Genomic DNA, 11,697 nt, shown 5'->3' on the forward strand with positions numbered 1-11,697 from the left:
GGCTATGTGGGTCGCGGCGTGGAAGCAGCACATTTTCGCCGGAGAACCCGCCGACGACACCCGCCGCACCCCCGCCCGGCCTCCGGAACCCGCCCGACCGCCCCCGAACTCAAGCCGGTGCCTTCACCCCGAACTCCACCTCGGCCGTCTCCACCGTCCCCGCGGTCCGCCCGGGCGCGCTCTGGAACTTCCAATACATGTTCGTGTGCGCAATGACCTGCCCCGGCGCCGGGGCACCGTACGCGGTCAAATCCTCCGTCGAATGCGCATCCGCCACCAAAGTCACGTCGTAGCCGCGGACCAGGGCGCCGTGCAGGGTCGACCGGATACAAGCGTCCGTCTGGGCTCCCGCCACCACCAGCGCCCCGATGCCGCGGGCGGCCAGCACCTCCTCGAGGTCGGTGTCCTCGAAGGAGTCGCCGTACAGCTTGTGCACCAGCGGTTCCTCCTCGCGGCGCACCAGTTCCGGGACGTACTCCCAGGTCTCGCTCCCGCGCGGCAGCTCGTCGCTGGTGTGCTGGACCCACACCACCTCAGTGCCGGCCGCGCGGGCCTTTTCCACCAGCGTGACGAGGTTGGCGAGGACGGATTCGCGGTCGTGTGCCGTCTCCATCACCCCGTTCTGCACGTCGATGACGAGCAAGGCGGTGTGCGGGCGGCCGGTCAGCGTGGTCATGGCGTCACCCTAACCACGGGCACCGACAATTTCCGGAAGTAGCATGCCCGGATGGACTACGGGATGCTCTTGCTCGGTGTCGTCGTGCTGGTCGCGGTCGTCGCACTGGGGTCATCGTCCACGGACCGCAGGCTCGGCCGGGTCGATCGCCGTCTCGCGCGGGTGGAACGGAAGCTGGACGCGATCGCCGACCGGCTCGGGGTGGCCGTCGAGGAGCCGGTGCCCGCCGAGGTGACCGCGTTGCTGCGGGAGGGCAAGAAGATCCAGGCCATCAAGGCCTACCGCGACCGCACCGGCGCCGACCTCAAGGAAGCCCGCGACGCCGTGGAACGCCTCGCCTAGGGTGCTCCGCCGATGTGCTTGGCGGACACCGCTTCCCAGACGGCGTCGAAGCTGTCGTACCGGTCGCTGTGCGGCAGACCACCGAGCGAGCCCAGCACGGAGTCGCCGCCACCTGCGGCCGCCGCGCGGCGCAGGAGCTCGTCGCGGCCACACGGGTACTCGGTCTCGGACAGGTGCTGCTCGAGGCTGGTCCGGTCCGGAGCGGGCATCGCTCACCTCCTGATCGTGCTCTCCCCGCCGCGTACCCGGCCCGGCCGGCCGGGAAACTCAGCCGACGACGATCGTGTGGTCCGACCGCGGCTCGAGCGATCCGATCACCGGGTGGCCCGGCAGCTCCCCGGCGACCAGCAGGCCACCGGACGTCTGCGCGTCGGCCAGCAGCAGCGCCTCGTCGGCCGAGATCCGGGAGAGGTCGGCGTGCGGGCGGACCCAGTCGAGGTTGCGCCGCGTGCCGCCGCTGACGTACCCGTCGCGCAGCGCCTCCCGCGCGCCCTCGAGGTACGGCACCGCCGCCGGGTCCACCCGGGCCGTGACGCCGCTGGCGCGCGCCAGCTTGTGCAGGTGGCCGAGCAGGCCGAAGCCGGTGACGTCGGTGGCGCACACCGCCCCGGCGGCCAGCGCGGCCCGGGACGCCGCCGCGTTCAGCGTCGTCATCGCGTCGATCGCCTGCCCGAACCGTTCGCCGGTGGCCTTGTGCCGCGAGTTGAGCACGCCGGTGCCGAGCGGCTTGGTGAGCGTCAGCGGCACGCCGGGGCGGCCCGCGTCGTTGCGCAGCAGCCGCGCGGGGTCCGCGACGCCGGTGACGGCCAGGCCGTACTTCGGCTCCGGGTCGTCGATGCTGTGCCCGCCGGCGAGGTGGCAGCCCGCCTCGTTGCAGACGTCGAGGCCGCCGCGCAGGACCTCGGCGGCCAGCTCGAACGGCAGCGTCTCCCGCGGCCAGCCGAGCAGGTTGACCGCCACCACCGGCGTGCCGCCCATCGCGTAGACGTCGGAAAGCGCGTTGGCCGCGGCGATCCGGCCCCAGTCGTAGGCGTCGTCGACCACCGGGGTGAAGAAGTCCGTGGTGGCGATCAGCGCGGTGTCCCCGGAGATCCGGACCGCGGCCGCGTCGTCGCCGGTGTCGAGGCCGACCAGCAGCTCACCCCGCGGATCGGCAGGCGAAGCGCCGGTGAGGCCGGCCACGGCCGCCTCCAGCTCGCCGGGCGGGATCTTGCACGCGCACCCGCCGCCGTGCGCGTATTGCGTCAGCCGGTAACCCACGGGTTCATCCTGCCCGCTCGCCGCGACCTTGGCAGGATGGGCACCATGGTGCAGGGAGGCGTATCCGGCCTGGTGACCGGCGCGGTCTTCAAAACCGTCGAACGGCAGGTTCTGCCGCTGGCGGGTTCGATTCCCGTCCGCCTCCGCCATGCCTGACCCCCGCCGCGCGATCCCGCGGACCGACGCGCTGCTGGCCGAACCCCGGCTCGCCAAGGCCGCCGGGTCGCTCGGGCGGGACCTGGTGAAGTCGGTGGTCGCCGAGGTCCAGCGAGCGGCCAGGGCCGGCGAGATCGCCCCGGAGGACGTCGCCGACGTCGTCCTCGCGCGGCTGCCGGCGAGCGCGTCCTCGCTGCGGCCGGTGGTCAACGCGACCGGCGTCGTCGTGCACACCAACCTCGGCCGGGCCCCGCTGTCGCCGGCCGCGCTGGACGCCCTCGTCGCGGCCGGCGGTGCCACCGACGTCGAATTCGACCTCGCGACCGGGGACCGGGCGCGCCGTGGCCGCGGTGCGCTCGCGGCCCTGAAAGCGGCCGTGCCGGACGCCGGTGCGGTGCACGTGGTCAACAACAACGCGGCCGCCCTGCTGCTGTGCGCGCTCGCGCTGGCCCCCGGCCGGGAGATCGTGGTCAGCCGGGGCGAGCTGGTCGAAATCGGCGACGGCTTCCGCATCCCGGACCTCCTCGAATCGGCCGGTTCGCGGCTGCGGGAGGTCGGCACCACAAACCGGACGAGCGCCGGGGACTACGCCGCGGCGATCGGCCCCGGCACCGGATTCGTGCTGAAGGTCCACCCGTCGAACTACCGCGTCACCGGGTTCACCTCGGAAGCGGCGATCGGCGAACTGGCCGGCCTCGGCGTGCCGCTGGTCGCCGACATCGGGTCCGGCCTGCTGGCCCCGCACCCGCTGCTGCCGGTCGAGCCCGACGCGGCGAGCGCGCTGCGGGCGGGCGCCACGATCGTCACGGCCAGCGGGGACAAGCTGCTCGGCGGCCCGCAGGCCGGCCTGCTGCTCGGCGACGCGGACGTCGTCGAACGGCTGCGGCGGCACCCCGCCGCGCGGGCCCTGCGCGTCGACAAGCTCACCCTGGCCGCCCTCGAAGCGACGCTGCGCGGGCCGCAACCGCCGGTGCGCGCCGCGCTCGAAGCGTCCGTGGAGAGCCTGCGGGAACGCGCCGAAGCGCTGGTCAAGGCCCTCGGAACGGTCGACGCCCGTGCGGTGACGTCGGTCGCGGCCGTCGGCGGCGGGGGCGCGCCCGGCGTCGAACTGCCCAGTGTCGCGGTGAGCCTGCCGGCCCGGTACGCGGCCGCGCTGCGGACGGGGGAGCCCGCGGTGGCCGGCCGGGTCCTCAAGGACCGCTGCCTGCTCGACCTGCGGACCGTGCGGCCGGAAGAGGACACGAAGCTGCTGGAAGCCGTCCGCCGATGCGGGTGATCGTCACCGCCGGGCACGTCGACCACGGCAAGTCCACGCTCGTGCGGCGGCTGACCGGGATGGAGCCGGACCGGTGGGCCGAGGAACGCCGCCGCGGCCTCACCATCGACCTCGGGTTCGCCTGGACCCGCATCGGCGGCGAGGAGGTCGCGTTCGTGGACGTGCCGGGCCACGAGCGGTTCGTGCCGAACATGCTCGCCGGTGCCGGGCCGGCCCCCGCCGTGCTGTTCGTCGTCGCCGCGGACGAAGGCTGGATGCCGCAATCCGCCGAACACCTCGCGGCGCTGGACGCGTTCGGCGCCCGCCACGGCCTGCTGGTCGTCACCAAGGCCGACCGGGCCGACCCGGCCGCCGCGACGGCCCTCGCGCTGCGGGAGATCGCGGCGACGTCGCTGGGAGCCGTCCCGAGCGTCGCCGTCAGCGGCACCACGGGGGCGGGCCTCGACCGGCTGCGCGCGGCGATCGGGGAACTGACCGCCGGCCTGCCGTCCCCCGACCCGGGTGCCGACGTCCGGTTGTGGATCGACCGCGCCTTCACCGTTTCCGGCGCCGGCACGGTCGTCACCGGCACGCTGGCCGCCGGCACGATCGCCGCGGGCGACGAGCTGCTGCTGGGGTCCGCGCGGGTCAAGGTCCGCGGCCTGCAGGCGCTCGGCGAACCGCGCGAGCGCGTCGGTGCCGTGGCCAGGGTCGCGGTGAACCTGCGCGGCACCGGGCGCGGCGACGTCCGCCGCGGCGACGTCCTGCTCACCCCGGGCCGGTGGCGCACCACGCGCGAGTTCGACGTCCGGCTGCGCGGTGCGGCCGCCGCGGACCTGCACCGCGAGCTGGTGCTGCACCTGGGCACGGCGGCGGTGCCGGTGCGGGTCCGTCCACTCGGGACGGACACCGCGCGGCTCACCACGGCGGCCGCGTTGCCGCTGCGCGCCGGCGACCGCGGCCTGGTGCGCGATCCCGGCGAGCACCGGATCGCCGCCGGCTTCGACGTCCTCGACGCCGACCCGCCCGCCTTGTCCCGCCGGGGTGCGGCCCGGGCCCGTGGCCGCGAACTGGCCGATCCCGATCTCGCCCGCACCTACCTGCGCCGCACCGGTTTCGTCCGGGCCGGCGACTTCGCCGTGCTGGGCCTGCCGGAGACGGGGGACCGGCTGGGGGACTGGTGTGCCGACGGGGAGCGCTTCGCGGCGTTGCGCGCGGAGGCGGCCGGGATCGTGGGCGCGTGGGACCGCACGGCCGCGGGCGTCCCGGTGGAGGCACTGCGGCAGCGGCTCGGCCTGCCCGCCGCGGAGCTCGTGGTCCCCGTGCTGGCGGGCACCGGCTTCGAGGTGACGGGCGGGCTCGTCCGCCGGCCCGGCGCCGGGCTCGCTCCGGTCGTCGAGCGGGCACTGGAAACGGTGGCGAAGCGGCTCGCGCAGCACCCGTTCCGCGCGCCCGAGGCGGACGAGCTGCGGTCACTGGGCCTCGGACGGCGGGAGCTGGCGGCGGCGGTCCGGCTCGGCAGGCTGACCGCGATCGCCGAAGGGGTCGTGCTCGGCCCGGACGCGGAAGCGCGCGCGGCGGAGGAGCTGCGCCGGCTGCCGCAGCCGTTCACGGTGTCCCAGGCACGCCAAGCCCTCGACAGCACCCGGCGGGTGATGATCCCCCTGCTGGAACGCCTCGACGCGGCGGGCCGAACCGAGCCTCTCGGCGACGGCACCCGCCGCACGACCGGCTAGGGCCGGTCCTCGACGAGCGACTGCGTCCCGATGACACCCAGCAGCGCCAGGCGGTCGGCCTCCTCGGTGCCGGGTTCGGCGGTGTAGACCATGATGCGCAGGTCGCTGCCCGCGACGCTCAGGACGTCGCAGTCCAGGGTCAGCGCGCCGACGGCCGGGTGGTCGACGGTCTTGCGGGCGGACTCGTGCTGCCCCACGGCTCCCGATTCCCACAGTTCCGCGAAGCGGGGGCTGCGCCGCCGGAGCTCGGCGATGAGCGTCCGGAGGCCGGGGTCGTCGGGGTAGGTGCCGGCGGTGTGACGCAAGTCGGCGACCAGGGCCGCCTGCAGCTTGCCGCGTGATTCAGGGGTGTCGCGCACCCGGGCGTTCGGGTTGAGGAAGGTGCGCCGGACGCCGTTGAGGTCGTCGCCGCGGTGTTCTCCCATGAGCGCCGTGTACAGGGGGTTCGCCAGCATCTGGTTCCAGGCCGCGTTGAAGACGGCGACGGGTGTGCCCTCGAGCCGGTCCAGCATGCGGTGGACGCCGGGCGTGATGTGGCGCGGGACCGTGCCGGGGCCCGGGGGCGCGAGGCCGGCCAGGCGGAACAGGTGCGTCCGTTCGTCCCGGGTGAGGCGCAGGGCCCGGGCCAGCGCTTCGACGACCTGCGCCGAGGGACTCGTCGCGCGGCCCTGTTCGAGCCGGATGACGTAGTCGGCGGAGATGCCGGCCAGCTGGGCCAGTTCCTCGCGGCGCAACCCGGCCGCGCGACGGCGACCGCCCGCGGGCAGGCCGGCGGCCCGGGGCGGGACGCGGTCGCGCCAGTGGCGCAGGGCCGCGCCGAGTCCGGTGGTCGCCATGCCTCGATTGTGCAAGCCGGCCGGCCGTTTGTCCTGGTACTGCCGGTCCCAGGACAACGGGTCCGCTTCCTGCGCCCGCGGTTCGAGCCGATCGTGGTACCCGAACCCCCGAAAGGAAGGGAAAACCCATGAGCCGGCTCGCCCTCGTCACCGGCGCCACCTCCGGCATCGGCCGGGCCTTCGCCGAACGCCTCGCCGCGGACGGCTACGACCTGATCGTCACCGGCCGCCGCGAGGACCGCCTCGCGGAGTTCGCCGCCGCCCACCCGGGGGTCGACGTCCGCACGGTGGCCGCCGACCTGTCGACCGGCGACGGCATCGACACCGTCGCCGCGCTCTGTGCCGCCGAGCCGCTGACCGTCCTGGTCAACAACGCCGGCGTCGCCCACTACATGCCGCTCGCCGAGCTGCCCGCCGCCAAGGCCCGCGAGCTCGTCCACGTCAAGGTCGCCGCGCCCACCATGCTCACCCGCGCCGCGGTCGCGGGCATGCAGGAACGCGGGGCGGGCAGGATCGTCAACGTGGCCGGGATGATCGCGTTCAGCGGGCCCGCCGGCCCGTCGGTCATGCCGCGCCGGGCCGTCTACGCCGGCTCCCTGGCCTACCTCGTCGTCCTGTCCCAGACCCTGAACGCCGAGCTCGAAGGCACCGGCGTCCGGGTACAGGTGCTGTGCCCGGGTGTCGTCGCCACGGAGTTCCACGAGCGACAGGGACTCGACCTGAGCGCGGTGCCCCGCATGACCGCCGCCGACGTCGTCACCGCGTCCCTGCGCGGCTTCGAGCTCGGCGAAGTGGTCACGGCCCCCGGCGTCGAGGACGCCGGCCTGCTCGAGGCCGTCTTCCGGGCCGATCTCGCCGCCTTCGGCGGGCAGAGCCCGGAACTCGCCTCCCGCTACCGCTGAATCCCGCCGAAGAACTCGCTCAGCGCGGCCGCCAGTGCTCCGGGGTTCTCCTCGGCCACGTGGTGCCCGGACTTGATCGTGTGCCCGCGCAGGTCGGTCGTCCATGAGCGCCAGACGCCCAGGACGTCGCCGTAGAGGTCTTCCATGTCGTCGTCGCTCGACCAGAGCACCAGCGTGGGGCAGGTGATCCGCCGCCCGGCGGCGCGGTCCGCGTCGTCGTGGGCGCGGTCGACGCCCAAGCCCGCTCGGTAGTCTTCGAGCATCGCGGTGACCGTGGCCGGGTCGTGGATGGCGCGGTGGAAGTCGGCGAAGTTCTCTTCGCCGAGCCGCTCGGGGGTGTTCTTCGTGCCCACGTCGTACCAGGCGCCGGGATCGGCGGTGATGACCCGCTCGGGCGTTTCCGGCTGGGCGAAGAAGAACCAGTGGTACCACTCCTGCGCGAACCGCGCGTCGCAGCGGGCGAGGGCTTCGCCGATCGGGACGGCGTCGAGGATCGCCGCGCCGCGGACCACCGACGGGTGGTCGAGCGCCAAGCGGGTCGCCACGTACGCGCCGCGGTCGTGACCGGCCACAAAGAACTCTTCGTGCCCGAGGTGCCGCATCAGCGCGACGCAGTCCGCCGCCATGACACGCTTGCTGTAGGGCGTGTGGTCTTCGTCGGTCGGCGGCTTCGTGGACTCGCCGTAGCCGCGGGTGTCCGCGCACACGACCGTGAACCGATCCGCGAGCCGCGGGGCGACGCGGTGCCACGTCGTGTGCGTGCGCGGGTGCCCGTGCACCAGCAGGACCGGCGGCCCGGAGCCGCCGTGGCGCACCCGCAGGGTCACCTCACCGACGTCTACGCGGTCGAGCGTGAAGCCTTCGAACACCAGCGGCCCCCAGACACGAAGATGCTGCCGCACCCCGGCGTCCGGGGTGCGGCAGCACGAGATCGGGTCACTTCTTGTCCGTGACGCCCTTCACGGCGTCCTTGATCTTCTCGCCGGCCTGCTTGAGCGAGCCCTTGGCCTGGTCCGACTTGCCCTCGGCCTGCCACTGCTCGTTACCGGTGGCGTCACCGACGGCTTCCTTGGCCCGGCCCTTGAGCTCTTCGCCCTTGTTTTCCAGCTTGTCGTTCATGAGGGTGCACCTTCCGCTGCGGCGACATTTCCGGATCGGCCAGTCGCCAAAAGGGCCTTGACAGATAGATACCCACTCTGCGCGGACCTACACATCGGCCGGCAAGTGGCCGCCCATCCGCTCGATCCGCTGGATCGCCGGCTCCGCGAGGACGCCGTGCACGAGCACCGACACGGCGACGGCGAGCGCACCGACCCGCCACAGCACGTCCTGCTGCGGCACCGGGAGCCGGTTGAGCGTGTAGGCCAGGTAGTAGAGGGTGCCGATGCCGCGCACGCCGAAGAACGCGATCGCCGCGGCGGCGGGCCGTCCCGGCGAGGGCGCACCGAGCAGGGACAGCCACCCCACCACCGGCCGGACCACCAGGACCGCGACGACGGCGATCACCACTTCGAGGGGCTGCAGCCCACGCAGCAGGCCGTCGCCGATCGCCAGGCCCAGCCCCAGCAGGGCGAGCGGGACGAACAGCCGTTCCAGCTGGTGGCCGAACGCGTGCAGGACACCGTGGTACTCGTGCTCGCGCTCCTGCCTGCGCACCGCGACCGCCGCGACGAACACGGCAACGAACCCGTTGCCGTGGACCACTTCCGAGAGCGCGTAGGGGACGAAGGCGAGGGCGAGCAGAACCAGCCCGTCGGCGTACTCGGCCAGCCGCAGCCGATCCGACGGCGCCCGGAAGATCGCCCAGCCGAGCAGCCGTCCGGTGACCAGGCCGGCCACGACGCCGACGACCAGCGGCAGCAGCAGGTCCACCAGCACCCAGGACAGGTCCAGGCGGGGTTCGCCGCTCGCCAGCGCCAGGCCGAGCAGGACGAACGGCATCGCGAGGCCGTCGTTGAGCCCGGCTTCGGTCGTCAGCGTGAAACGGATCTCGTTGTTCCGGGCCAGCTCCGGCTCGACATCGGGGTGCGGGATGCCGATGTCGCCCGCCAGCACCGGGTCGGTCGGCGCCAGCGCCGCGGCCAGCAGCAGCGCGACGCCGGGGGCGAGCGCCAGCCACCAGTACCCGAGCAGGGCGATCGCGAGGATCGACACCGGCATCGTGATGGCGAGCAGCCGCCAGGTCGAGCCCCAGCTCTTCAGGCCGAACGAGCGGTCGACGGACAGCCCCGCCCCGGCGAGGGCCACGAGCATGCCCAGCTGGGCGAAGGATTCCACGCCGTGCAGGTGGGCGGCCGGGTCGCTCCAGCCGTTGCCGTAGGGAGCGGGCAGCGGCAGCACTCCGAGCACGATGCCGGCGACGAGCATCACCAGCGGCACCGAGAACGGCCGGTCGGCGACCAGCTTCGGCACGATCGCCGCGGCCAGCGCGAGCAGGCCGGCCACCCCCAACAACACCGTCAACGACGACAAAACTTTCCTCCTGCCCGCTCGTACCGGCACCACGCGGCCAGGAGACCCGGTCGAGCGTGAGTCCGGGTTCCACCGGGCGCGCCGCGATCGGCCGGCCACCCGGGAGCCGGGTAGCGTGGCAACCATCAGGTGCGCCGCGGCCCGGATTCCCGGCGCGCGAGCGGCGAAACCGACGAGGAGGCCGCGGTGACGGCGATGAACGGGGCGGGCGGGCCGTGCCGGTTCTGCGGCAGGCGGCGCGACCCCCGGGTGCCCGGCCGGAAGGGCCCGATCTGCGTGGACTGCGTCCGGGCCGGCCTGCGGGTGGCGCGCGACGGCGCGGACCGGGAAAGCGGCGCGGGAGACGTGCTGGCGGCGGTGACGTCGCCGCTGGCCGCGGTCTGCGACTTCTGCGGCCGCCGCGAGCGCCGGACGTTCCTCGGGCTCCGGCGCCCGCTGCTGCGCGTGGACTGCGCGGCGCGGGACGCGGTGATCTGCGTGGATTGCCTGGACCACGCCGGCGACGTGCTGAACGTCGCCCTACGGGGTTGACGGCGGTTTCGGAGCGGCACCCGCGGGTAGCCGGGCGCCATGACGTCCACTCGGGAACCCCGCACGCGACCGGAGACCGCTTCGGTGGCCGAAACCCTGCGTGTTGCGGTCGAGGTGGCGTTGCCCACGTTGGCCCGCGGGGTCATCAAGCGTCGTCCCGCGGTGATGGCGGTGGCCGGGAAGCTGCAGTTCGACCGCCCGGCCGTGCGGCTGCTGCGGCGCCTGCACGACCGCCACTACGGGCGCCCGCTGAAGCTGCGGGTCCCCGGCCGGTCGGTGGAGCTGGCCCTGTCCGGCGCGGACGTGAAGCGGCTGCTGGCCGGCTCGCCGACGCCGTTCAGTCCGTCCACAGTGGAGAAACGCGCCGCGCTGAGCCACTTCCAGCCGCACGGCGTGCTGATTTCCGGCGCTCGGGACCGGGTGCCGCGCCGCCGGTTCACCGAGGCCGTGCTCGAGCCCGGCCGCCCGCTGCACGAGCTCGCGGCGCCGTTCGCCGAGGCTGTCGCGGAGGAAGCGGCCGTCCTGCTGAGCGAAGCCGGCCACGACGGCGAGCTGAGCTGGGACACCTTCAACGTCGCGTGGTGGCGGCTGGTCCGGCGCGTTGTGCTCGGCCCGGGCGCCCGCGACGACACGACGCTCACCGACCAGCTCGAACGCCTGCGCTTCGACGCGAACTGGGCGTACCTGCACCCGCAGCGCAAGCAGCTGCGAGCCCAGTTCGGGCAGCGGCTGGCCGCGCACCTCGGCCGCGCCGAGCCCGGCAGCCTCGCCGCCGTGATCGCCGCCGTCGGCGCCGACGCCGAGGTCCACGCGCCCGACCAGGTGGCGCACTGGCTGTTCGCGTTCGACGCGGCGGGCATGGCGACGTACCGGACGCTGGCTCTGCTGGCGACCCACCCGGCGGCGCTGGAGCGCGCCCGCACCGACCTCGAAGGCGTCGACCCGGCCGAGCCGAACCAGCTGAGCTACCTGCGCGCGTGCCTGCTGGACGCGGTGCGGCTGTGGCCGACGACACCGATGATCCTGCGCGAGACCACGGAAGAGACGTCGTGGGGCCCGGCGGGCACGACGGTGCTGATCTACACGCCGTTCTTCCACCGCGACCCGGACCTGCCCTACGCCGACCGCTTCGAGCCGGACCTCTGGCTCGACGGCCGGGCGGCGGAGAACCCGGCCCTGGTCCCGTTCAGCGCGGGGCCGGCGGTGTGCCCGGGCCGCGACCTGGTCCAGTTCTGCGCGAGCACGATGCTGGCGAACCTGGTTCGCGACCACCGTTTCGAGCAGGCGTCCGGCACGGTGCTGTCCCCGGAGCGCCCCCTGCCGGCCACCCTGGACAACTTCCACCTCCGCCTCAAGCTCCTCCCGGCCTGAAGCGCCCCAATGTGGCGTTGGTTGCTCCATCCATGCCCCCGCCACCACCCTCAACGGAGGCGCTTCGCGCCGCAGTGCTGATTCAACGCACCCAATGTGGCGCTTTCAGCCGGTCACGCCGGAGCCGTGAAGACGTACGAACCCGCAGGCAGGAAGTACG

13 protein-coding genes and 1 tRNA gene are annotated in these 11,697 nt (G+C 74.1%); 7 read left to right on the top strand and 7 right to left on the bottom strand.

The window, feature by feature from the left end:
• Nucleotides 1-109: 109 nt before the first annotated feature.
• Nucleotides 110-676 (bottom strand): cysteine hydrolase family protein, encoded by a 567-nt coding sequence (locus Q5425_RS04335; RefSeq protein ID WP_308670763.1) that lies wholly within the window; start codon nucleotides 674-676, stop codon nucleotides 110-112.
• Nucleotides 677-727: 51 nt separating this feature from the next.
• Here Q5425_RS04335 and Q5425_RS04340 point away from each other — a divergent pair, with 51 nt between their 5' ends.
• A complete protein-coding gene (locus Q5425_RS04340; protein ID WP_308670764.1) occupies nucleotides 728-1,018 on the top strand; it encodes a hypothetical protein in 291 nt (96 codons plus the stop codon).
• Here Q5425_RS04340 and Q5425_RS04345 read toward each other — a convergent pair.
• Together Q5425_RS04345 and selD are read right to left on the bottom strand one after the other, a co-directional pair.
• The gene (locus Q5425_RS04345) at nucleotides 1,015-1,227 is read right to left on the bottom strand and encodes a DUF2795 domain-containing protein (RefSeq protein WP_308670765.1); all 213 of its coding nucleotides are present in this window, start codon (nucleotides 1,225-1,227) and stop codon (nucleotides 1,015-1,017) included. The two genes, Q5425_RS04340 and Q5425_RS04345, sit on opposite strands and share 4 nt — an antisense overlap.
• A 58-nt stretch (nucleotides 1,228-1,285) precedes the next feature.
• Nucleotides 1,286-2,278 carry a selenide, water dikinase SelD gene (selD, locus tag Q5425_RS04350; RefSeq protein ID WP_308670766.1) on the bottom strand — a complete coding sequence of 331 codons (993 nt, stop codon included), beginning with the start codon at nucleotides 2,276-2,278 and terminating at the stop codon, nucleotides 1,286-1,288.
• 54 nt (nucleotides 2,279-2,332) lie between these two features.
• Between selD and Q5425_RS04355 the strand changes: the two genes are divergently transcribed.
• The 3 genes from Q5425_RS04355 (at nucleotide 2,333) to Q5425_RS04365 (ending at nucleotide 5,425) form a co-directional block, all read left to right on the top strand.
• Nucleotides 2,333-2,427 (top strand) — tRNA-Sec (locus Q5425_RS04355).
• Nucleotides 2,427-3,710, top strand: a complete 1,284-nt coding sequence (gene selA, locus Q5425_RS04360) for an L-seryl-tRNA(Sec) selenium transferase (RefSeq protein WP_308670767.1) — start codon at nucleotides 2,427-2,429, stop codon at nucleotides 3,708-3,710. Before Q5425_RS04355 ends, selA begins: the two co-directional genes overlap by 1 nt.
• Entirely contained in the window at nucleotides 3,701-5,425 is a 1,725-nt protein-coding gene (locus tag Q5425_RS04365; RefSeq protein ID WP_308670768.1) for a SelB C-terminal domain-containing protein, read from the top strand. Before selA ends, Q5425_RS04365 begins: the two co-directional genes overlap by 10 nt.
• On the opposite strand, the gene Q5425_RS04370 is transcribed toward Q5425_RS04365, so the two are convergent.
• The gene (locus tag Q5425_RS04370; RefSeq protein ID WP_308670769.1) at nucleotides 5,422-6,261 is read right to left on the bottom strand and encodes a helix-turn-helix transcriptional regulator; all 840 of its coding nucleotides are present in this window, start codon (nucleotides 6,259-6,261) and stop codon (nucleotides 5,422-5,424) included. The two genes, Q5425_RS04365 and Q5425_RS04370, sit on opposite strands and share 4 nt — an antisense overlap.
• A 128-nt stretch (nucleotides 6,262-6,389) precedes the next feature.
• Here Q5425_RS04370 and Q5425_RS04375 point away from each other — a divergent pair, with 128 nt between their 5' ends.
• On the top strand, nucleotides 6,390-7,163 hold the full coding sequence (locus Q5425_RS04375; RefSeq protein ID WP_308670770.1) for an SDR family NAD(P)-dependent oxidoreductase: 774 nt from the start codon (nucleotides 6,390-6,392) through the stop codon (nucleotides 7,161-7,163).
• On the opposite strand, the gene Q5425_RS04380 is transcribed toward Q5425_RS04375, so the two are convergent.
• From Q5425_RS04380 to Q5425_RS04390, 3 genes are all read right to left on the bottom strand, one after another.
• Nucleotides 7,154-8,032, bottom strand: coding sequence for an alpha/beta hydrolase (locus Q5425_RS04380; RefSeq protein ID WP_308670771.1), 879 nt, complete (start codon nucleotides 8,030-8,032; stop codon nucleotides 7,154-7,156). The genes Q5425_RS04375 and Q5425_RS04380 overlap by 10 nt on opposite strands.
• Nucleotides 8,033-8,099: 67 nt before the next feature.
• A complete protein-coding gene (locus Q5425_RS04385) occupies nucleotides 8,100-8,282 on the bottom strand; it encodes a CsbD family protein (protein ID WP_308670772.1) in 183 nt (60 codons plus the stop codon).
• Nucleotides 8,283-8,369: 87 nt separating this feature from the next.
• Nucleotides 8,370-9,635 carry a cation:proton antiporter gene (locus Q5425_RS04390; protein ID WP_308670773.1) on the bottom strand — a complete coding sequence of 422 codons (1,266 nt, stop codon included), beginning with the start codon at nucleotides 9,633-9,635 and terminating at the stop codon, nucleotides 8,370-8,372.
• 195 nt (nucleotides 9,636-9,830) lie between these two features.
• Here Q5425_RS04390 and Q5425_RS04395 point away from each other — a divergent pair, with 195 nt between their 5' ends.
• Together Q5425_RS04395 and Q5425_RS04400 are read left to right on the top strand one after the other, a co-directional pair.
• Nucleotides 9,831-10,166 carry a hypothetical protein gene (locus tag Q5425_RS04395; RefSeq protein WP_308670781.1) on the top strand — a complete coding sequence of 112 codons (336 nt, stop codon included), beginning with the start codon at nucleotides 9,831-9,833 and terminating at the stop codon, nucleotides 10,164-10,166.
• A 39-nt stretch (nucleotides 10,167-10,205) separates the two neighbouring features.
• Nucleotides 10,206-11,537 carry a cytochrome P450 gene (locus Q5425_RS04400; RefSeq protein ID WP_308670774.1) on the top strand — a complete coding sequence of 444 codons (1,332 nt, stop codon included), beginning with the start codon at nucleotides 10,206-10,208 and terminating at the stop codon, nucleotides 11,535-11,537.
• Nucleotides 11,538-11,697: the final 160 nt, after the last annotated feature.

It is taken from the genome of Amycolatopsis sp. A133 (assembly GCF_031082405.1).
GTDB lineage: Bacteria > Actinomycetota > Actinomycetes > Mycobacteriales > Pseudonocardiaceae > Amycolatopsis.